Source organism: Desulfallas sp. Bu1-1 (assembly GCF_015594625.1).
Lineage (GTDB): Bacteria > Bacillota > Desulfotomaculia > Desulfotomaculales > Desulfallaceae > JADNRQ01.
Genome location: NZ_JADNRQ010000001.1, coordinates 244,926 through 267,774 on the forward strand (window position 1 = coordinate 244,926; position 22,849 = coordinate 267,774).

General features: G+C 44.2%; 17 protein-coding genes. 16 read left to right on the forward strand and 1 reads right to left on the reverse strand.

Annotation, left to right across the window (positions count from 1 at the left end):
• Positions 1 to 29: 29 nt before the first annotated feature.
• From IT084_RS01115 to IT084_RS01190, 16 genes are all read left to right on the forward strand, one after another.
• On the forward strand, positions 30 to 2,447 hold the full coding sequence (locus IT084_RS01115) for an O-antigen ligase family protein (RefSeq protein WP_195710315.1): 2,418 nt from the start codon (positions 30 to 32) through the stop codon (positions 2,445 to 2,447).
• Between the two features lie 49 nt (positions 2,448 to 2,496).
• Positions 2,497 to 4,050 (forward strand): undecaprenyl-phosphate galactose phosphotransferase WbaP, encoded by a 1,554-nt coding sequence (gene wbaP / locus IT084_RS01120; RefSeq protein ID WP_195710317.1) that lies wholly within the window; start codon positions 2,497 to 2,499, stop codon positions 4,048 to 4,050.
• 30 nt (positions 4,051 to 4,080) lie between these two features.
• A complete protein-coding gene (gene pseB, locus IT084_RS01125) occupies positions 4,081 to 5,106 on the forward strand; it encodes a UDP-N-acetylglucosamine 4,6-dehydratase (inverting) (RefSeq protein ID WP_195710319.1) in 1,026 nt (341 codons plus the stop codon).
• A complete protein-coding gene (gene pseC / locus IT084_RS01130; protein ID WP_195710321.1) occupies positions 5,066 to 6,214 on the forward strand; it encodes a UDP-4-amino-4,6-dideoxy-N-acetyl-beta-L-altrosamine transaminase in 1,149 nt (382 codons plus the stop codon). The genes pseB and pseC overlap by 41 nt, the downstream gene beginning before the upstream one ends.
• Positions 6,211 to 6,942, forward strand: a complete 732-nt coding sequence (locus tag IT084_RS01135; RefSeq protein WP_195710323.1) for a cytidylyltransferase domain-containing protein — start codon at positions 6,211 to 6,213, stop codon at positions 6,940 to 6,942. The genes pseC and IT084_RS01135 overlap by 4 nt, the downstream gene beginning before the upstream one ends.
• 1 nt (position 6,943) lies before the next feature.
• Entirely contained in the window at positions 6,944 to 8,047 is a 1,104-nt protein-coding gene (gene pseG, locus IT084_RS01140) for a UDP-2,4-diacetamido-2,4,6-trideoxy-beta-L-altropyranose hydrolase (RefSeq protein WP_195710326.1), read from the forward strand.
• Entirely contained in the window at positions 8,048 to 8,608 is a 561-nt protein-coding gene (pseH, locus tag IT084_RS01145) for a UDP-4-amino-4,6-dideoxy-N-acetyl-beta-L-altrosamine N-acetyltransferase (protein WP_195710328.1), read from the forward strand.
• Positions 8,609 to 8,771: 163 nt separating this feature from the next.
• Positions 8,772 to 9,836, forward strand: a complete 1,065-nt coding sequence (gene pseI / locus IT084_RS01150) for a pseudaminic acid synthase (protein ID WP_195710330.1) — start codon at positions 8,772 to 8,774, stop codon at positions 9,834 to 9,836.
• 3 nt (positions 9,837 to 9,839) lie between these two features.
• Positions 9,840 to 11,078, forward strand: coding sequence for a polysaccharide biosynthesis C-terminal domain-containing protein (locus IT084_RS01155; protein WP_195710332.1), 1,239 nt, complete (start codon positions 9,840 to 9,842; stop codon positions 11,076 to 11,078).
• A gap of 25 nt (positions 11,079 to 11,103) precedes the next feature.
• A complete protein-coding gene (locus IT084_RS01160; protein WP_195710334.1) occupies positions 11,104 to 12,522 on the forward strand; it encodes a UDP-N-acetylglucosamine 2-epimerase in 1,419 nt (472 codons plus the stop codon).
• Positions 12,522 to 13,832 (forward strand): O-antigen polymerase, encoded by a 1,311-nt coding sequence (locus IT084_RS01165; RefSeq protein ID WP_195710336.1) that lies wholly within the window; start codon positions 12,522 to 12,524, stop codon positions 13,830 to 13,832. The genes IT084_RS01160 and IT084_RS01165 overlap by 1 nt, the downstream gene beginning before the upstream one ends.
• Positions 13,833 to 13,983: 151 nt before the next feature.
• Positions 13,984 to 14,553 (forward strand): SGNH/GDSL hydrolase family protein, encoded by a 570-nt coding sequence (locus IT084_RS01170; RefSeq protein WP_195710338.1) that lies wholly within the window; start codon positions 13,984 to 13,986, stop codon positions 14,551 to 14,553.
• A gap of 45 nt (positions 14,554 to 14,598) precedes the next feature.
• Positions 14,599 to 15,777, forward strand: a complete 1,179-nt coding sequence (locus IT084_RS01175; RefSeq protein WP_195710340.1) for a glycosyltransferase family 4 protein — start codon at positions 14,599 to 14,601, stop codon at positions 15,775 to 15,777.
• Positions 15,774 to 17,156: a mannose-1-phosphate guanylyltransferase/mannose-6-phosphate isomerase gene (locus tag IT084_RS01180; RefSeq protein WP_195710342.1), complete on the forward strand. Its 1,383-nt coding sequence runs from the start codon at positions 15,774 to 15,776 to the stop codon at positions 17,154 to 17,156. The genes IT084_RS01175 and IT084_RS01180 overlap by 4 nt, the downstream gene beginning before the upstream one ends.
• 35 nt (positions 17,157 to 17,191) lie before the next feature.
• Positions 17,192 to 18,574 (forward strand): phosphomannomutase, encoded by a 1,383-nt coding sequence (locus tag IT084_RS01185; protein ID WP_195710344.1) that lies wholly within the window; start codon positions 17,192 to 17,194, stop codon positions 18,572 to 18,574.
• Between the two features lie 26 nt (positions 18,575 to 18,600).
• Positions 18,601 to 19,443, forward strand: a complete 843-nt coding sequence (locus tag IT084_RS01190) for a YveK family protein (RefSeq protein ID WP_195710346.1) — start codon at positions 18,601 to 18,603, stop codon at positions 19,441 to 19,443.
• Between the two features lie 282 nt (positions 19,444 to 19,725).
• Here IT084_RS01190 and IT084_RS01195 read toward each other — a convergent pair whose 3' ends face one another.
• Positions 19,726 to 22,740 (reverse strand): M6 family metalloprotease domain-containing protein, encoded by a 3,015-nt coding sequence (locus IT084_RS01195; RefSeq protein WP_207744355.1) that lies wholly within the window; start codon positions 22,738 to 22,740, stop codon positions 19,726 to 19,728.
• Positions 22,741 to 22,849 lie beyond the last annotated feature (109 nt).

Consider the following 22,849-nt stretch of genomic DNA (forward strand, 5'->3'; position numbering starts at 1 on the left):
CATTTCTGCAAAAAAGGAAGCATAAAACTATGACCGCCAAAAAGAAAAAAGCCGGGCTTAAAGCCGCCCGGAAAGAAGTAAAAAACCTTACACCTAAGGAGCAATTTGACCCGCTGCACCAGGTTGCCTTCTGGGGCCTGGCGCTGCTGCTGTTTTTCCCGCCCTACTTCCGGGGGCTGTTCTTCGCCCCGGAGCAGGAAAAGGCGCTCATGTTCGCCGCCCTGGTGTTCTGGCTCACCTTCCTGTGGCGCTGGCTGCAGAACGACCATAAATTCCTGCGCGGCCCATTGGACTGGTTCGCCCTGGCCCTGCCGGTGGTTTATATAATATCCACCTTCACGGCGGTAAACAAGGGGCTGGCCATCGACGAAGTGGTCAAAAACATACTGTACTTCCTTACATACTGGTCCGCATCCCGGCTGGTGCGCGACGAGGTAGATGTGCACAAGCTGCTGCACGTAATCTATATCAGCGCCACTGGTGTGGCCCTGGCGGGATTGGCTACGGCGACGGAGCTTATAAATATTAAAGACGGTTTTAATGTTTCGCAATTTGGCGGTATGATTTCATCCACATTCCAATATCATAACGCGTTGGCCAGTTACCTGGGCGCGGTGTTCTTTCTTGGTATCTACCTTTGGCACCGCTCCAACGACCGCCGGCGCGCGGCTCTGGCCGCGCCGGCCGGCACACGGCAAACCGTCGAATTAAAACTGGCGCGGTTGAATCCCGCGGGCTGCCTCTATGCCTGCGGCAATTTCCTGCTGCTGGCCGTGCTGCTGGGCAGCAAGTCCCGGGGCGGCTTGCTGGTGTTCGGGTTGGTGTTTGTTCTATATTTAATTGGCGCGGGTAACGAAAGGCGGCTTACCGCCTCGCTGATAACAGGCTACCTGGGCGCGGTTGCTTATATCGTTATCAGCAAGTTTATTGCCCTGGCGCAGGCGGGTCAACATAATACGGCCTGGCTCTGGGTTGCCGGCGGCTTGATTCTGGCCCTGGCCGGGCAACTGGTGTTTGCCTTGCTGAACCGTTATGTGTTCGACCGGTGGGCGGGGGACGGCAAGAAATTTATCCTGGCTTTTGCCGCCCTGGCGGCCGTTGTTATGGTAGCCGGCGGAATCCAGGTAGCTGGAAAAACGCAAGTTCTTGAAAAAGTAACCAGCCCTGAATATCTATACACCGCCTATCACCGTTTTTATTACATGGAAAGCGCCCTGGACATGATCGGGGAACGCCCCCTGTTGGGCTGGGGCGGGGGCGGTTGGAAGGAAGCCTACGAGGCCTACCTGAGTTACCGGTATACCACCCGGGAAGTGCACAGCTACTATTTCCAGGTGGGTGTGGAAACGGGCATCACAGGTATTATAATCGTGCTCGGCATCTGGCTATCCTTCCTGGCGTTAGCTCACCGGTTGTTCCATAAAAACAAGGAAAATTACGCACACCGGCAACTGGCGTGGTTGTTTGCAGTCGTCTTTTTCATGATTGCCGGGCATGCCCTTATTGATTTCGACCTTTCTCTTTCTGCCCTGACAATTGTATTATGGAGCATTATGGGCATGACTTCAGGCCTGCTGTGGCTGGACAAGGCAAAGGAGCGGCGGCGCGCAAAACAAACTACCTTAAGTTATGCCCCCGTTGTTACGGCCACGGCAGCATCGCTGGCCGTGATCCTGGTGTGTACTATACTTTTAAATGCTTTCAAACTGTATAACCAGGGAATGTACTATTTAAGGGCAAATAATGCTGACAGGGGAGTAGAAAGCCTGGAAAAGGCCGCTGCCTACAACCCGTTTAACGCAAATTACCGGATCACCCTGTCCCAGGTTTACAGCGGGTTGGGTAAAGGCGATGACGCCGTGTCTGAAGCCCGGGCGGCGGTGGACCTGAGCCCGTACAGTTTTGCGGTGCGCAATAACCTGGTTAAAATAGCCATGGCAAGCGGCAACCATGAATTGGCTGCCAAGGAAATTGAAAACACACTGCCATTGGCCCCCAATAACATAGAGGTCTACGAAGAATACGCCCAAAATTATGTAAACCTGGGCGTTAAAGAATTGGCTTCCGGCAAAAAGGATGCCGCGCGGGAGCACTTCAACAGGGCCGCCGGCGTTATTAAAATAATCAATAACCGGGCGGCGTCCCTGGAGGAGAAAGATATTGCCATGTGGCAGGGGCCGGCGCTGGTGGTAAATGATAAAATCCAGCTCGCCGTGGGGCAGGCCGGCTATTTCCTGGGCAGATTCCCCGAAGCGCAAAAATACCTGCAGCAGGCATCCAATTCGGGCAGGAAAGAAATCAAGGGCCAGGCGCTGGTATGGCTGGCATTATTGCATGAGCAAAACGGCCGGGCCGAACAGGCTAAAAAATTAATTGACCAGGCAAAAAGCTTGACCCCGGAATTTGCCCAACAATACCAGTCTCTAAAGGAAATTCCGGTTCTGTAAAAGTAAATTCATCAAAGAACAGATTTCCCCTTGAAGGGCTTGTGGTACCGTGAGTTATAACCAGAAATTAAAAACCATAAGCGCACCGGCAGCCGGTATGGTTGATCGGCCTTATTTACCAGCTGGTGAAAAGCTTTCCATTCATTTAAAGGCAGTGCATAGTGGCAAACTCCGGCTGTTGGCTGTTCCCTTGCTGATTTTCAATGATATACTGGCTTTCTATTTAAGTATTTTAATTGCTTTCGTGATCAGGGCCCTGCTGTTGCCCGTATTGATCAAGTCCTTTCCGCCAATATCCTTGTTTGTTGTATTAGAAATTATCTGGTGGGTGCCTTTACTTGGCTGCATCTTATTTATCTACGAAAAATCATACATAAAGCGCCTTCCCTTCTGGCAGGAAGCCGGCCAAATAGTAAAAACAACCACCCTGGCTTTTCTGGTGGCCATATGTATAGTATTTTTGGCCAAGCTGGGGGACGCGACTTCCCGCACCCTGGTGCTCCTGTCATGGGCTGTTAGTTTGTTTATTGTGCCAACTTTGCGGTACCTGGGCAAGTTAGTGCTGGTAAAGTTGCATATCTGGGAAAAGCCGGTCATTATCGTCGGCGCCGGGGAAACGGGGAAGCTTATCGCCAATGCCCTGCACCGGGAACCCACCATAGGCTATAAACCGGTCGGATTTTTGGATGATGATAAAGTCAAGCAACTGCACCCGCCCGAACTGGCTTCGGGGCAAGAAGTTCCGGTACTGGGCAGCTTTGATGCGGCAGAAGCCATAATGGAGCAAAGCGGCATCCGCGATATTATTGTTGCTGCTCCCGGTATGGAGTCCAAAAAACTGGTCCAACTGGTCAACCGGTTACAGCGCAAGGCCCATAACCTTTTGGTGGTGCCCGATCTTTTCGGCATGGCCATGGAAGGGGTTGACGTGCAGTACCTGTTCAATGAACGCACCCTGGTGCTCGGCATTAAAAATAACTTGAATGATAAAATGAATTTAGCTGTAAAGAGGTTATTTGACTTGCTATTATCAATTATACTTTTGCCATTGTTATCACCGATTATGCTGCTTATTGGTATAGCAATAAAATTAGATTCAAAAGGGCCAATACTTTTTAAAGATAAGCGTATTGGGAAAAACGGGGAGGAATTTAACTGTTATAAATTTAGAAGCATGTATCTTAATGCTGATGAGATTTTAAACCAATACCTTGCGTTACATCCTCGAGCAAAAAAAGAGTGGGACAAATATGCCAAACTAAAGGATTATGACCCAAGGGTCACGAAAGTTGGAAGCATAATAAGAAAATTGAGTTTAGATGAATTACCACAAATATTTAATGTTCTAAAAGGTGAAATGAGCTTGGTGGGACCACGCCCTTACCTCCCCCGTGAGAGGGAAAGGATGGAAGGGCGGGAAGATATATTGCTCACCCGACCGGGTATTACCGGACTTTGGCAAGTAAGTGGCCGCAATGACATTGAATTTAATGACCGCTTGCGCATGGATACCTGGTACGTGCGCAACTGGTCATTGTGGTTGGACATCAGCCTGCTCTTTAGGACCGTTGGCGTGGTGCTGGGAAGGAAAGGGGCATATTAAGCTAGTTAAACACAAAGGTGGTCTAAATATATGTTTAATGGAAAAACCGTACTTATAACCGGAGGAACCGGTTCTTTTGGCAAAAAATTTTGCGCTAAAGTTTTACAGGAATACCCGAATATAAATAGGCTAATTGTTTTCAGCCGGGATGAACTCAAACAATACGAAATGGCTCAGCAGTTTAATCATCACCCGAAGCTACGTTTTTTCATCGGTGATGTGCGCGATAAAGAGAGACTGTATCGGGCTATGGATGGAGTAAATTATGTGGTTCATGCCGCTGCTTTAAAACAGGTACCGGCAGCAGAGTATAACCCCATCGAAGCTATTAAAACTAATGTCGGCGGAGCTGAAAATGTCATCAATGCGGCCATAGACCGGGGGGTAAAAAAAGTCATAGCTCTCAGTACAGATAAGGCCTGCAACCCCATCAATCTATACGGAGCTACCAAACTTTGTTCAGATAAGCTCTTTATAGCCGGAAATTCGTACGCTGGTTCCAAGGAAACCCGCTTTGCCGTAGTTAGATATGGTAATGTGGTGGGTAGCCGGGGGAGCGTAGTGCCTTTTTTTCTGAGTTGTCGGGATAAAGGTAAGCTTCCCATAACCGATCCCCGGATGACCCGCTTCTGGATTACCCTGGAGCAGGGAGTAGATTTTGTACTGAAAAACTTCGAACGCATGCAGGGAGGGGAATTGTTTGTTCCCAAAATACCGAGCATGAACATCATGGATCTGGCCAAAGCTATTGCTCCGGACTGCGAAACTGAAATAGTAGGCATACGCCCCGGTGAAAAGCTGCACGAATATATGATCTCTGTGGATGATGCCCGAAATACCGTAGAATATGATGATTACTATGTTATTCAGCCATCCTTCGTCTGGTGGGATCAGGAGCATTACTTAGCTACAAACGGAGGCCGCAGGGTGCCGGAGGGTTTTTACTATAGCAGTGACAATAATGACCGCTGGCTTACGGTAGAAGAACTACGCAGTATAATTAGGAGAGATCTAGTTGGGCAAACCTATTCCTTATGGCCGTCAGTACATAGATAAAGATGACATAGAAGCTGTGGTAAAGGTACTTAAGGGAGATTATTTGACTACCGGCCCTTATGTCCAGGAGTTTGAAAAGCGATTTGCGCAAAAGGTAGGGGCAAAATATGGGGTGGCGGTATCCAGTGGTACTGCTGCCTTGCATCTGGCTTGCATGGCTGCAGCGATTGGGCCTGGAGATGAAGTAATTACCTCACCGATGACCTTTGCTGCCTCGGCCAACTGTGCAGCTTATGTAGGGGCTAAGCCGGTTTTTGCTGATATTGAGCGCTTAACTGGAAATATTGACGTGGTGGAAATAGAAAAGCAATTAACTGAGAAAACCAGGGCTCTTATTCCAGTGCATTATACCGGTTTACCATGTGACATGGAGACCATTAACCAGATAGCCCGGCGGCATAATCTAATAGTCATTGAAGATGCGTGCCACGCCCTGGGAGCCCGGTACAGAGATACTGTTATAGGAGACTGTACATATTCAGATATGACTGTTTTCAGCTTTCACCCGGTGAAGCATATTACTACGGGTGAAGGAGGCATGATAACCACCAATTCTAAAGAACTGTTTGAGAAGCTGAAATTGCTGCGCAATCATGGTATTAGCCGCGATGAAAGTATTTTTGACTATGATAGCCATGGCCCCTGGTATTATGAAATGCAGGAGTTAGGCTTAAACTATCGCATAACCGATATACAGTGTGCTTTGGGATTATCCCAGTTAAATAAGCTGGAACGCTTTGTTAAAAAGCGCCGCGAAATTGCTCAGATTTACAATCAATCTTTAGCAGATTTGCCCTTGGATTTACCAGTAGAGCCCGAGGGATGTTATAGTTCATACCACCTGTATACAGTGAAGCTAAGAGATATAGCTAAAATTGATCGTAACAAGTTTTACCATGTTTTAAGGGCAAAAAACATCTTGGCGCAGGTACATTATATACCTGTACACACTATGCCTTACTACCAGCGGGAGTGGGGCTATCGATGGAATGACTACCCCGTTGCTGAAGACCATTATAAGCGAGTGATCTCTTTACCTTTATACCCCGGCTTAAGTGATAATGAGATTGACACGGTAATTCAGGTGGTAAAAGAGGTGCTGGCATGAAAGTGGTCATAATAAATCAGGCTCGAATGACTTCTACCCGCTTACCCGGAAAAGTTCTCAAAGAAGTTATGGGCAAACCTTTACTGGAATACCAGATAGAAAGACTGCAGAGAGTCAAACTGGCGGATGAACTAGTCATTGCTACTACTACCAATGCAAGCGATCTGCCTATCGTCGACTTGTGCGAAAAGCTTGATGTTCCTTACTACCGGGGTTCAGAAGAGGACGTCCTATCTCGTTATTACGAAGCTGCCAGGGAGCATTACGCAGACGTAGTGGTTCGGGTAACCTCAGACTGTCCGCTGATAGATCCGGGAGTAATTGATCAAGTGATAAAACACTACCTGGAAAATACCAATGAATATGATTATGTGTCCAATACCCTTAAAAGGACTTACCCGCGGGGTATGGATACGGAAGTGTTCCCGTACCGGGTGTTGGAAGAGATCTTTAATAAGGCCAAAGGAAAAGCTGATCGGGAACATGTCACGTTCTTTATCTACCAACATCCAGAGCTATATAGCTTAACAAATCTAAGTTATATTCGAGATGAAAGCCATCATCGCTTGACAGTAGATACGCCAGAAGACTTTGAACTTATAAAGGCCGTTTTAGAAAAAATTTATCCAGTAAATCCCGCCTTCACCCTGGAAGATTGTTTGCAATTGCTAAACGAGCATCCGGAGCTGATACAGATAAATAGGCATGTTCAGCAGAAGGAATATTGAAATGAAAATCTTTATTAGAACTGATTCATCAACTATAATTGGTTCCGGCCATTTAATGCGTTGCCTTACCCTGGCGGAAGAATTAAGGGAAGCAGATGTTAGTGTAAACTTTATTTGTAGGGATCTGCCGGGTAACCTGGCCGATATAGCACTTGACAGGTGCTTTCATGTGCACTATTTGCCCCGATCAGATCAATCTGCTGATGATCACCTGGAAGGCTATGCACGCTGGCTGGGTGTTAGCTGGCAGATTGATGCAGAACAAACACGTAATATATTAGATACCCAGGATTGTGTTGACTGGCTGATAGTTGATCATTATGCCCTGGATGTGAACTGGGAAAAAAGTGTAAAAGACTGTGTAAAAAAAATTATGGTAATAGATGACCTGGCCAACCGCTATCATGACTGCGATATATTGCTGGACCAGAACCTTACCGCAAACTATCAAAGCAGATATGATGATCTGGTACCAGTATATTGCAGAAAGCTCTTAGGCCCCCGGTACGCACTGTTAAGGTCTGAATTTCACCAGGCTCGGCCAGAGGCTAGAGTAAGGGATAAGATACAGAGAATACTGGTGTTTTTCGGAGGGGTAGATCCCAGCAATGAAACCGCAAAGGCTATAAAGGCTATCGCCTCGCTGAATAAGACCGATATTATTACTGATGTAGTAGTAGGCAAATCGAATCAGCGAAAGGAAGAAATCCGGGCTCTATGCTCACAATATTCTAATTTCAACTACCACTGCCAGGTCGATAATATGGCAGAACTAATGCTAAAAGCTGACCTGGCTGTAGGAGCCGGAGGGGCTACAACCTGGGAGAGGTGTTACCTGGGACTGCCTGCCATTAACATAGTTATAGCCAAGAATCAGGAAGAAGTTAGTGTAGCCTTAAACGAGAAAGGGATTATTAATAATCTGGGCTGCTTTTCTGAGGTAACAGTAGAAATGATTAGCTCCTGTATAAACTCCTTTATAAATGATCCAAATAGACTATCTGCAATGAGTTTAAAAGCCTTAGAATTATTTGCAGTTAGAGAGAGTTTTAGCTTCTATAGCTTGTTTTTCAGTCAATGCAAAAATAAGCGGGGAGGTTTTTAAGTGCAAATAGCTCTTAAAAAAGTGACCTATGATGACCTGGAACAAATTAGACAATGGCGAATGTTACCTGAAATAACAAAATATATGTATACCGACCCTATAATAACACCCGAACAGCAAGTTAAATGGTATGAGAAAAATAAAGCCGATCCTAGCGTTAAGTACTGGATAATTAATGTTGACTCGATTAGCATAGGCCTTTTGTGTTTAACTAACATCGACTACCAGAATAATCATTGCTCTTTGGGCCATTATATTGCAGACGACAGGTTTAAAGGGAAAGGTCTGGCAAAAATCATTGAAGTTAATGTGTATGAGTATGTTTTTTATTCATTGAAAATGAATAAGCTTTGGTTTGAAGTTCTTGAATTCAATTCTAAAGCCATATCCTTGCACCAGAAGTTTGGTTCCGAGGTAGAGGGAATACTCAGAGAACATATTTTTAAGAATGGTGAGTATTTTGATGTTATAAGGATGAGTATAACTAAACGGAAATGGGAAACAATCAGAAACCAGTTTATAAATACCTACCCAATCATCGAAATAGAAGATTACGTTTAGGTGAAAACATGAATATAGGAGATACAGCAGCAAAAAGCAAATTAATCACTGCCCAGGATATAGAAGCATTCTCCAAAATTGCTTGTGATGCATGAGACGTTTGTTGACGGTTATGCAATTATGCTGAGTTACAATACTTAGTTTTTTGGAGACACATTGAGAAATGAGGGATAAGGTGAATTGTATTACCATTGCTAATAAGAACATAGGGTCGCAGTATCCACCCTTTATAGTGGCAGAAATGTCTGGTAATCACAATCATTCACTGGAACGAGCATTACAAATAGTCGAAGCTGCTGCTAAGTCAGGGGTTCATGCGGTAAAGCTTCAAACCTATACAGCAGACACCATGACCATTGATACTGATAATAAAGACTTCTTTATAGATGACCCGGGAAGCCCCTGGCAGGGTAACACCCTATATGCACTTTACCAACAGGCTTATACCCCCTGGGAATGGCATAAGCCGATTTTTGAAAGGTGCAAGGAGTTAGGCTTAATTGCCTTCAGCACTCCTTTTGATGAGACGGCAGTTGACTTTTTAGAGTCCCTTAATGTACCTTGTTATAAAATAGCTTCATTTGAAAACACAGATATACCGTTGCTACAAAAAGTAGCTTCTACAGGTAAACCAGTAATCCTATCTACTGGGATGGCCAGTGTTGCTGAATTAGATGAAGCAGTAACCACCCTCAGAGCGGGGGGCTGTGAAGATATTATTCTGCTCAAATGCACCAGCACTTACCCGGCCAGTCCAGAAGACACTAACCTAGTGACTATTCCCCACATGCGGGAGCTTTTTAACTGCCAAGTTGGTCTATCTGACCATACTATGGGCATAGGTGTGGCGGTAGCCAGTGTGGCCATGGGGGCTACCTTTATCGAAAAACATCTCACCCTGAACAGAACAGAAGGTGGTGTAGATTCCGCTTTTTCTGTGGAACCGCACGAGATGAAATCCTTGGTTGTTGAAACTGAGCGTGCCTGGCAGGCTTTAGGTAAAATAACGTATGGCCCGACCGAACAAGAAAAAGCGTCTTTAAAATTCCGGCGTTCCTTGTATATTACTGAAAATATGAAAGCGGGTGAAGTGTTAACAAAAGAAAACTTGAGGGTCATTAGGCCTGGTTATGGCTTACCACCCAAGTATTTTGACTTACTTCTAAGAAAAAGAGTTATAAAAAATGTCAAAAAAGGTACACCAGTTAGTTGGGATCTGATAGGTTAATATATGTTTAAAACAAGTATCTTGAATCTATTATTAAGAGGGCTTACTTTAGGAAGCAAACTCCTTATCTTGCTCTTTATAGCACGCTATTTATCGCCAAAAGATTTAGGTATATACGGGTTAATGACGGCTACTATAAGTATCTCTTTGTACTTTTTGGGAATGGATTTCTATATTTATAATACCCGTGAAATTTTAGCTCACGGTGAAAGTAAACGTGCCTTACTAGTCCGAGATCAAATCGTCTTTCATAGCATTATGTATTTGTTTTTTTTACCTTTGCTTTTATTGGTTTTTGTTATTGGTTTTTTACCCTGGCAATATTTTTTTTGGTTTTACATCATATTAATTTTAGAACATATATCACAAGAAGCAACTCGTTTATTAACTACGCTGTCTCAACCCATTATGGCTAATACAGTTTTATTCTTTAGAAGTGGAGTATGGGTATATGCAATAGTTTTGATTATCTATCACAAGCGACACTTACAAAACTTAACTACTATTTGGCTAGGATGGTTGGTAGGTGCTTCTTTTAGTATTATTTTGAGTGTATATGCCTTGCGATATTTAAATTGGGAGAAGGTTTTCAGTATTCCAATTAACTGGGTTTGGATTCGTAAAGGTTTAGTGGGTTCATTACCGTTCCTTTGTGCTACAATATCCTTACAAATTATGCAATACGGAGGGAGATATTTTATACAGCTATATCATGGGGAAGCATTGGTAGGTGTTTTTACTTTTTATTTTAGCATAGCTAATGTAGTAGAAGTTTTCGTCTTTACGGGCGTTGTTATGATACTGCTTCCAAAAATTATTACATCTTACCAGCAAAACAAGATGGTAGAATACCATGCTCTAATGAAAAAGATGAGTTTAGGTTCTATTTGTGGGGTAATATTACTTTCAGTAATTGCTGCATTAGGAATTAATCCGTTGCTTTTGCTAATTAAAAAAACAATATATGCTAATTATATTATAACATATTGGATGCTTTTAATCTCAGTAATCATAAAAACTCTTGGACAAATACCGCACTATATACTTTACATAAGAAAGATGGATATTGCAATTCTTAAAAGCACCGTTGTTGCTTTGGTAGTATCAATAATTATGAATTTTTTATTAATTCCTAGTTATGGTTCCCTGGGTGCATCACTAAGTATATTAATTGCCACGTTGGTGTTATCTACTCTAAAGTTTGCTGCTGTTGGTAAGAAGAGGATATATGATATTTTGTAAATATGAATAGAGGTTGGATTAAAAAATGAATATAGCATTTATAACATGCTTTTATAAGACGATTTTTTTTAAAGCTATAGCCGATAACTTGATGAATTTAGGATATAATGTATATTGGATTTCAACCTCAAATAAGTGGAGTAGGTGGCTCATAAATCAAGGTGTTAATAGGCAAGATATTATTGTACTTCGTAGGGACTTTGCTAATTTATGGCAAGTAAGCGAGAAAGACCTTATTTATTTATTAGACAAATTTGAGAGAGAAACAAAAGAGAATATTAAGACTATATTTTATATGGATAGAGTGGTTAGTAAATGGGAGTGGTCAGAAGCTAGAAAATATATTATATATCTAATTACCAATATAGAATATTTTATAAATAAGAATAATATAAAAGTAATATTTGGTGAAGCAACAGCAATACACGAAGTTTTGTCAGCGATTATTTGCAAACAAAAGAATATACATTTTTTATGTCCACACACTTTAAGAATACCTAGTAATAGATTTGCTTTTTTTAAGGGATATTTACAATCTGATTTTCATGTTATAAAAGCAAGTGAAGAAGATTATCAATATATAAATGAGGCATTAACAGTAATTTCAAAGGTAGTTAATGAGGGAATGAGACCTAATTATTGGCATTGGTCAAATTCAAAGCCCAAGTATAATTTATCTATGATCTCAACCATATTCTCAAAAACAATAGAGGCATTAACTGAATCTAAAACAGATGCAACAGTTAAGCCATTATTTTACCATTTTAAATATGAAAAGAAATTTTTAAAGCCCGTGCGATACTTATTAGCAAACAAAATGTCTATTTTTGAAGAACCCAAAGAAGAAAAATATGTTTTATATACACTACACAAGCAGCCGGAATCTTCATTGGATGTTTTAGGTGTAAAATATCAGAATCAGATTGAACTTATTAAAACTATTGCTATGAATCTGCCTCATAATGTAGTATTATATGTAAAAGAACACGCTAATTGTCTTGGGGATAGACCTATTGTTGAATTAAAAAGAATAAAGCAGATTCCCGGAGTGAAATTAATAAATCCCTTTGTTGATATTCACAAATTAATTAAAAGATCAGAGTTAGTTATAACAGTTTCTGGAACAGTGGCTTTCGAAGCTGGCCTACATAATAAACGAGCAGTCACATTAAGTAAAATGTTCTTTAATTCTCTTTCTAGTGTTACTTATTTAGATAATATTAATATGATAGCCAATTATATTCAAGGAAAATGTAGTAAGTCTAATAAAGAAAATAAAGAGGATGTCCTTGCTTTGGCTCATATGTTGGCGAACTCTTTTGAGGGAATTATTAGTGACCCTAAATCAGCTCCAATTTGTATGTCAGAATCAAATATTCAAGCAGTATCTCAGGGCTTTATAGAAGTTTTAAAATATTTATATAAAAATAATGGTGAAGCATAATGAAATATTTTTCTCCAAGATATCTATTAAGTATTTCCATATTAATATGGTTTATTTTGAAATTAATAGCCCCAATAGAATATAATGTTGAACTCTCAATAAAAGCGCTAATGTATCTAATAATAAATATACTTTTTTTTTATTTGGGTACATATTTATATGATGTCATTTGTTTTTCTTATTTGAAGAGATCTGCTAAAAATTGCGGCGATTTTATTTGTATTAAGAAAATAAATAAAGCTTACAATATTATAGCTTTTCTTGCCACTCTTGGAATCTTTCTTAGATTTTATGACTTAATTTATTTAAAGTCCTTTTTTTCTTATGGTTCAATTACCAATTTTAGAATTTACTACATAGAGAGTAGTACTAATTTAGTATCAATTTTATCAGCTGTTCTTTTCCCTCTTTGTATAGTATTATTGATAATTGCTATAAATTTTAAAGATAAGTTGTCAAGTTGCAAACTGTTTTATGCTATTCTTGCTGCAAGTACTATTTTTGTATATACAATACTTAGAGGTGGAAGAACAACAATTACTCTAGTAATAATTATGGTTATAGCATCAGCTGCTATATCAGAGAATATAAAAATTTTGGATATAAAAAAATTTTTATTGTACTTTAAGATCAAAAAAAATAGCATAAAAATGATTTTAGATCTTATCGTAGTATTTTTAATGTTTTTTGCATATTCTATAAGAATCTTAATTAGCCGCTTGTATGAAATGGGTTTTACGGTAGAAACCCACCTAAAATATATGGAAACCGTAAGACATCTAGCAATAAATGATTATGTATGGAGTATAGTTGAGAGCAATGACTATTTGGGATATATTGTTTATACATTTATAAGTATTATGCACTATTTTATTCATGGTTTTTATCAATTTATTTTATTATTTAATTATTTTGATATGGATAACATGGCTTATGGAGCATTTCAGTTTTACCCAATTTGGAAAGTTCTAGCCGCATTAAATTTAAGCAATATCAATAAAAGTTTTTTAGATTCCATTGTAGAAACAAAAGGTGTATATACGACATTCTGGGGACCGGTGCTAACAGACTTTGGTATGTTCGGATTTATTTATTGCTTTATCCTGGGTATAATCGCTGAAAGTTCTTGGGTTAAGGCAACCAAGAGAAAAGTTATGCACATATTGCTATATCCTTACATAGCTTCAGTTATTTTACACTCCCCATTTTTAAATATGATTCAATCAGGTATGGGGCTATATTTTTTAATAGCAATAATCTTAAGCGGTTATATTTTTAAATCTGTTAATTTTAAAGTTGTTTACAAATAAAATTAATAAAAGGGTTGATTCGTAAAATGGCAAAAAAAAAATTCTAATAATCTGTGATTCTCATGGGGCAAATTATGGAGTTACAAGTTATTCATATTTATTAGCTGAAAGGATAAAAGAATGGGAGATAGACATTAGAACTTTTGGTGGTATGCCAATTAAAAAAATTAATCAAGCTTTAAAGAATTTAACTTTAAATTATTATGATCTATGTATTATTCAAATTGGCAACCCTGATATTCACCCTCGAATGCCTATAAATATTCTTAAGTATTTTAGAAAAAAAGGGCTAGCAATGTTCAGGGATTCTCTTTTTTCAGTACCACCAATATTTGGCATTAAGTATTTGTTAAGGTTCCCTTTTTTTGTGATTCGATTAATATTTATTCGTCTACATCAGGAATTCTATGCTACGAACAATGAAATTATTTACGAATTTCAAGAGCTTATTCGAATAATTAAGAGAAGCTCAAGTGAATTAATAATAATGCCTTTGTTTGAAGTGAATTCAATAATATATGGCAAAATACATAATATAAGGGCAATGGAAATAAATAAAAAGATTCTGGATTTGTATAAAAATATAGTATTAAACTCTCCTTTATTGGAAAGTAAAACATATAGGAATTATTATAATTGGGATTGGTTTCACTTCAGGCAACAATACCATAATATGCTTTCAGAACTATTAGTGCAAGCCATTAAAGCAAAGCTAAGCTAAGATTTTTATTTGTATAATGTTAGTTTAAGGAGGTTCTTATTTTGAATGAAAATAGCCGTTATACATGATTGGCTGGTAACATATGCGGGTGCGGAAAGAGTATTAGAACAGATTATTCGCATTTTTCCTGAATCAGATATATTTAGTGTTATTGATTTTATACCTAATGATTACAGGGGATTTATTAAAGATAAACCCGTTAATACTTCTTTCATTCAAAAAATACCGTTTGCAAAAAATAAATATCGTAAATATCTACCACTTATGCCATTTGCCGTTGAACAGTTTGATTTGTCGGGTTATGACCTCGTAATTTCCAGTTCTCATGCGGTGGCCAAGGGAGTGCTGACGGGACCGGACCAGCTTCATATTTCATACGTACATTCGCCTATTCGCTATGCTTGGGATTTACAGCATGAGTATTTAAAGGAGTCCGGCTTGGATAAAGGGATAAAGGGTTGGTTGGCCAGGTGGTTATTGCATAAAATACGCCTTTGGGATTATCGCACAGCTAATGGGGTGGATGGATTTATTGCCAACTCCCATTTTATAGCCAGGCGTATTTGGAAAGTGTATCGGAGGGAATCCACTGTTATTTACCCGCCTGTTGATATAGAGGCTTTTTCTTTATCGGAATCCAAGGAGGATTTTTATCTCACGGCTTCACGTATGGTTCCGTATAAAAAGATTGATCTAATTGTAGATGCTTTTTCCAAGATGCCGGATAAAAAACTGGTGGTTATCGGGGACGGGCCGGATTTTAAAAAGGTCCGGGCCAAAGCGGGAGCTAATGTGGTACTAATGGGTTATCAGCCTTTTAATGTGCTGAAGGATTATATGCAAAGGGCTCGGGCGTTTATATTTGCCGCTGAAGAAGATTTTGGCATTGTGCCGGTCGAGGCACAGGCTTGTGGTACGCCGGTGATTGCGTATGGTAAAGGTGGGGTGTTGGAAACAATACGTGGTTTGGAACATCCTACACCCACCGGGGTATTTTTTCATGAACAGACCGTACCTTCGTTGGTGGAAACGGTGGAGTTATTTGAGCGTGAAGGTCATAAAATCTCCCCGCAGGACTGCCGCGAAAATGCCCTGCGTTTTTCACCCGAGCGGTTCCGGCGCGAACTGCGTGAATATATTGATCGCCAGCTTGATTTGTTTTATGGTCGAATTCGTTTTTGCTATAAGCGTTCTGAAAAGATCAATTGGAGGACTGAACTATGAAAGCTGTTATTTTGGCCGGGGGCAGCGGCACCAGGCTGTGGCCTTTGAGTAGAAATAACTTTCCGAAGCAGTTTTTAAAATTGAAAAACATGGACAAGTCCATTTTCCAGCTGTCCTTTGAAAGGTGCTTGAAACTTGCCGGTTTGGCGGAAATATACATAGTGACCAATATAAACTATAAATTCCTGGTGCTGGGGCAGATTGAGGAACTTGGCTACAGGTTTACCGAAAGTCATATTTTGGTTGAACCGCAGGGTAAAAATACCCTGCCGGCCATTTATTACGCCGTAAAGGAAATACAAAAGCAGGGTGACGATATAACGGCGGTTTTTCCGTCCGATCACTTGATTGAAGATGAGGAAAAATTCATCCGCACCGTCAAGCAAGGTGAGCAACTGGCCGGGGAATATATCATAACTTTTGGCATCCGCCCGAACAAGCCGCATACAGGCTACGGGTACATTAAGCCCGCGGCGCCCCTGGGGCCCGGTTACCGGGTCGCTGAATTCAAAGAAAAGCCGGACCATGAGACCGCGTTGGAATACCTGGAAAAGGGTTACTTGTGGAACAGCGGCATGTTTATGTTCAGGACGGATATTTTTACCGGAGAAGTCAGGCGGCACTGCCCGGAAGTCCATGAAGCCTTTAAATCAAGCGATATTAATGAAATTTACGAAAAAACGCCCGGCATATCCGTAGATTATGGCATTATGGAAAAATCCGGGCGGGTGGCCGTCATTCCGTTAAACATCAAGTGGAGCGACCTGGGGAGTTTCGATACCTTTTATGACGAATTTGCCAGGGATGAAAACGGTAATATCACTTTTAACGGTGACATATTGATTGATTCGTCAAACAATCTACTATACACCAGCAAGGATAAAACCGTGGCGTTAATCGGCGCCAGCGATTTAATTGTGGTTGACCAGAAAGACGCGCTGCTTATTTGCAAAAAAGACCAATCACAAAAAGTTAAAGAAGTGGTTGACCGGTTAAAAGCCGGCAATAATCCCCGGGCGGACTTTCATTTGACTACTTACAGGCCGTGGGGTTCCTATACCATTCTGGAGGAAGGACTGTTTTATAAAATCAAGCGAATCACCGTTTTGCCGGGCAAAAAGCTGAGCTACCAGCTTCACCACCACCGCAGCGAACACTGGATTGTGGTCAAGGGAACGGCCAGGGTTACCGTGGAAGGGGTGGAGTCTTTCGTGAGAAGCGGCGAAAGCACCTTTGTAAAATCGGGATACAAACACAGGCTGGAAAACCCCGGTAAGGTTTTGCTGGAGGTTATAGAGGTGCAGCTTGGCGAATACCTGGAAGAAGATGATATAGTCAGGTTTGATGATGATTTCGGCCGGGTATCCGGCGCGTCCTGATTTCGACACGGGGCGACAAATGGAGGAATGGCATTATGCAAAAGAGCTTCGAGGTTTGCCGCAATGCCTTTAAAGCCTATGACATACGCGGGCGGGTTCCGGAGGAATTAAACGAAGAGGTGGCCTATCGCATCGGGAGAGCCTATGTGGAGCTTTTTAAAACCGGTAAAGTGGCTGTGGGGTATGATGTGCGCTTATCCAGCCCCGCCCTGGCCGCGGCCCTGGCCAGGGGGCTGGCGGACGGGGGCTGTGATGTCATCGAGCTGGGTCTTTGCGGTACCGAGCAGGTGTATTTTGCCGCCTTTCACCTTGAGCTGGACGGCGGCATTATGGTCACGGCCAGCCACAATCCCCGGGAATACAACGGCATGAAGCTGGTTCGCTCCGGGGCCAGGCCCGTAAGCGGTGACAGCGGGCTGCAGGAGTTGGAGGAACTGGTAGTCAACGGGAGCTTTAAATCAGGGACGAGTTTATTCGGGCCAACGGGGTCCTGCAAACAGGTAAACATAAAAGAAGCCTATGTGCGGCACTTATTGTCCTATATTGACAGTTCCGCATTGAGCCCCCTCAAGGTGGTGGTCAACGCCGGCAACGGCTGCGCCGGCCCGGTCATTGACGCCCTGGAGCCGCACCTGCCTTTTCAGTTTATCAAGGTGAATCACGAGCCGGACGGCAGTTTCCCCAACGGCGTTCCCAACCCCCTGCTGCCGGAAAACCGCGAGGCCACGGCCCGGGCGGTGCGGGAAACGGGGGCGGACGCGGGAATTGCCTGGGACGGCGATTTCGACCGGTGTTTCTTTTTCGACGAGCGGGGTAATTTCATTGAAGGCTATTACATCGTGGGGCTGCTGGCCCGGGCTTTCCTGCACCGTTATCCCGGGGCCAAAATAATTCACGACCCCCGCTTGACCTGGAACACCATCGAACTGGTGCGGGAGGCGGGCGGCGTTCCGGTGCTGTGCAAAACGGGGCACGCCTTTATCAAGGAGCGCATGCGCCTGGAAGACGCTGTCTATGGCGGGGAGATGTCGGCCCACCATTATTTCAGGGATTTCGCTTACTGCGACAGCGGCATGATTCCCTGGTTGCTGATCTTGGAAATCATGAGCCGGGAGGGAAAGCCGCTATCTCAACTGGTTGGCGAACGGGTGAACAGGTACCCCGTCAGCGGGGAAATCAACCGGCGGGTGGCCGACCCGGGGGAAATCATGAGGCTTGTCGAGCAGCGCTTTGCCCGGGGGGTGGCCATCGACCGCACGGACGGCCTGAGCGTGGAGTTTGCCGATTGGCGCTTCAACCTGCGCATGTCCAACACCGAGCCGGTGTTGCGCCTAAACGTGGAAACAAAGGGCGACCCGTCGCTGTTAAGGCAAAAAACCGGGGAATTGCTGGATTTTATTGATGGTCATAACAAATAAATAAACGGCACAAGGAGTTGACGATCATGGAAGAAGAAATTAACCTTCGCGAATTGATTGAGGTACTAATCAGTGGAAAGTGGTTGATTGCCGGCATTTGCCTGGCCGTGGTGCTGGTTTCCGGTGTGTTCAGTTTTTTTGTGTTGCCTGAGAAATACGAAGCCCGGGCGGCGATTATGTTTGATAATAGTTTTATAGAACAACAGGGATTGTCACTGGAGAGTTATAAAGAATTGGTTCTTACCCCCGCGAGAATGGAGTATGTCTATAAAGAGTTGCGGCTAGGTGACAAAGATTACACCATGACATCCTTTAAAAAATCGGTCAAGACTGAAGTCAACAAGGAAGCGGGCCTTGTTTCCATTACCGCCACCGGCACGGACCCGGAGCTTGTGCGGCAAATTGCCAACTTGTTCGGGCAAATCAGCGTAAACGATTTTCGCCAAAGGTTGATTTATAATAAAGAAAGGGAAATTATCAAAGCTGAAAGAATGCTGGCAAATATAAATCAGGAGATGGCAAATACCCCCAAACTGTTGGGCACCACCGAAGTAAAGGAACGCGGCGGCCAGGTAATACTTATTCCCGAAGTGAATCCAATGTATGAAAAACTGTCCGCCAGGTGGGATGAAATCAATAGTACGGTGACCCAATTAAAGGCCGATAAGGAGTATCTGGAAGAGGGCTTAAAAACAGGCGGCAAGGGGTTATTTATCATATTGCAGAACGCGCCCCTGCCCGAAGAGCCGGTCAGCCCCCGCAAAATGCTGAACATGGCCGTGGCCGGCGTGCTGGGCCTGATGGTCAGCGTTTTCCTGGTGTTTTTCCTGGAATTCTGGCGCAAATCGGCACCAGATATAAAAAAATAGTTAATTTAAGTTAATATCAAAGTTAAATTAAAACACGCGACACGGGGACGGTTCTCGAGTGTCGCGACATCAAACAGCTTCTGCCGGCCACGCGCCGGCGGGGGTTTTTTTATTTTATTTCAGAATTTTGCTTAATGCGACAGCGGCATGATTCCCTGGTTGTTGATGCTGGAAATTGAGCCGGGAAGGAAAGCCGTTGTCGAAAGGGTATAGGGAGCTGTTGTTCTGTGCAGGGAAAACCGGGGCGGTCAGGCCACCCCGGTTTTGTTGTACACAGCAATATCAAGATTGCGGCCCTTGCAATTCACCTAATAAGCGCTTGAGCATGACCACCGCTTCCGCCCGGGTTGCGGTGTCTTTGGGGGCGAAAACAGGGCCGTTGGTTCCTGCTTTGCCGGTGACGATGTTTGCCCCGGCAACCAGCCTCACTGAATCCACAGCCCAGGCGGCGATGGTTTGACGGTCCTGGAAGGATTCCAGTGTTGCGGCGCTGCTGATATGCACCCCTTTATACCTGAGGGCATTGGCGATCATGGCCGCCATTTGCTCACGGGTAATCAGGGCTTGCGGTTGAAATTGCACTGCGCTGGTGCCGCTCACCAGTTTGGCTCCAAAGGCCCTGGCGACGCTGTCCCTGTACCATGCGTTTTGTGGGACGTCCGTAAAAGGTATCTCCGCCGGTTTTTCCACCTGCAGCACGTTCACCAGCAGCGCAGCGAATTCTGCTCTGGTAATGCCGGCATTCGGTTCAAACCGGGAAGGGCTTCTGCCGCTGGCGTAGTTATGGGTGTACATCCACTCGATATCATCTTTGGCCCAGTGATTTTCTATATCTGTAAAGGGCGATGTCTCAAGTTTTTTAGGAGCCATTTCCAGCAAAGCGTAATGGCTGAAGTGGGGTGTTTCAAACACGATGCTGGTAGTGGCCGCGTCATAGTCGCCGCCCACGGCGTCCCAGGCCTTGCTTTCCGGGTTGTAGCGGTAGGCTTTGATTTTCCCCCGGGCCGCTGCTTCACGGTAGTTTGCCGGGACCGGCAGGGCAACCATGACATTGCCGTTGAAAAGCTTAATGGCGTTTTTATGGCCGGATCGGGTTACCGTTACCGCGGAAAGATCGTAAATTTCGCTCCGCAGGATATACAGGTGGCTGTGCCGGGCGTTGCTTAATATGCTGGCTTTCTCACTTGCTCCCAGGGCCCGGGCGCCGATTTCAAATTGAACCACGTCTTTGCCCAGCATTTCCGGCACCTGCAGCGCTCCGGCGGGGAAGGTGAAGGAAATGCCCGGTATTTGTATTGTTAGAGGTTTTTGGGTTTGTTCAATCTTTTCCACTTGTTTTGTGGTCAGGGCTATATTATTTTCCCCCGGTTCAGCAGTAATCTTTATTATTCCGGTGGCGGAACTGTTCTCGATGGCTTTTTCCAGCGCTGCATCGCTTTGGGGCTTGGTGGCGCCCGGTGGTACGGTAACTTGGGGAGCGGTAATGCCTCCGCCACCGCCTCCGCCACCTCCGCCACCGCCGCCTGTAGTGGTGCTCTGCAACCAGGTGGCGGTGGCGGTAAGAATGGACGTTTTGCCGGAGGCGTTCAACTGGTCGAAGTAGGTTGCGGTGATTGTATCCCCGCCGGCCACCTTAATAAGGTTGTTCCCTGATGCGTCAGTTGTAAATCCGAAGCTCCCCGTGAAAATGCCTGTGCCGGCTCCGGTCTCGTTGAGCGCAACGTCAATGCCGCCGGCATCGCTGGTGCTGGTTACTTGCACTGTAATTGTGTTAATGCTGCTGTCGGTATCCCGGTCCGCGTCGTTGACAGTGATGATTGCCGTAGCGCCGGTGCCCGTGTATTGGGTTTTATCCAGGCTTATCGTGCCGGTTACGGGCTTTTTAACGGTAAAATGGGCCGTCATAACGTCTGCCGGGGCGGATATGTTGGTAATGCTGACGTAACTGGGACTGCCGTCTTTGCGATTGCTTGACGGGTTGGTCAACTGGCTGAACTCAGTGCTGGTTAAAGTGGAGAAAGGATCTCCCGCATCACCGGCGTTGTTTAAGTTCTCCAAATCATTTTTCCCGTCGGCCTGTTCCAGGGCTACCCTTAAATCTGTGGGGTTTGTATTGATATCATTGTAATTAATGTCGCCTACAGCATCGTCTATGTGCCAGATTAACAGGCCATCTCCGGGCAGCTCGGCGTCAAACCCGTACTTGCGGCGGTTTTCCACCAGAAAGTATTCGTCGCCCGCCTGGCCGTTGGTCCACAGGCGGTAAAAGCCGGCGGCTTCCCCGGCCCCGTATACCGCTTCGCTGATTGAATAGTTGTCACTGTATACAACGTTGACTGGTTCTATCCAGCCCAGCAGTTGCTTGGACCAGGCTGACAGGTGGGCCGGCCTGGCACCGTCGCCCAGGTTGCAGCCGTAGGCCATGGAATCCCACACGCCGGCGCCGAACGATTCGCCGTTTTTTTCGTAATCCGTGTCGTACAGGTCCGGCAGGCCGAGCTGGTGGCCGAACTCGTGCACCATGGTGCCCAGGTACCCGTCATCCGCCACCGTAGCGTATTCAACTACTTCCACCCCGTCCACGGTTTCACCAATGCTGGTTACCAAGTCGTTTTCACGTTCGTGAATAAAATACTGGTGAGACCAGATGTCATTTGAGGTGCCGGTAAGTGCCTGGTCCTGGCCGGCGTGGATGAGAAGAAAATTGTTTACTACGCCATCGGTGGCGTACCGGCTGAAATCGACTCCGGCTTTATCCGCCAAACGCACGGCCTCGCGCGCCATTTCGTCGATTTCAGGGCTGTCTATCACTCCGTTGTCCGCTCCATAATAAGCCATATCATAGACGCTTTGGATCACGGTAATGTCGTTTATATCGCCAATCAGGTTGAGTTTTCCGTAAGAGTTTTCCCGGTAATATGCCTTGAGGCTGTCGGTTTCGCCAAAGATGAGATTATAATAAAAATTCTTGTCGTGGGTAAATTTCACGTCCTGGAATTCAAGCATGATGACCAATAGTTTTTGGTCTCCGGTGGTGGGCCGGCGCGAAATGGCGGGCCGCATTGACCCCGCGGCGGAAAAGAATCCCGGCTGGCTTTTTGTTTCCTTTATGCTGCCGTCAATGCCGGGTGGGTACACGCCGGCACCGGGCGGGCGTAGTTGTTTTTGTGCATTGACTGCCGTGCCGGCCTCCGCCCGGGGCGGTATTGGCGGACTGCTGAAAGCTGTTAACGCTACAACAAGGGCCAGGGCGATTGAAAGTAGTTTGGCAATGACCCTTTTTTTGTTTGCAGCCAAAAAAACCACTCCTTCTTTAAAATTAAATAATTGCGTGCGGAGTGGTGTATTCGACAATTTTATACAAAGTCCTTTTTTTGGGCATGATTCCGTATATTATTTTTGGTGG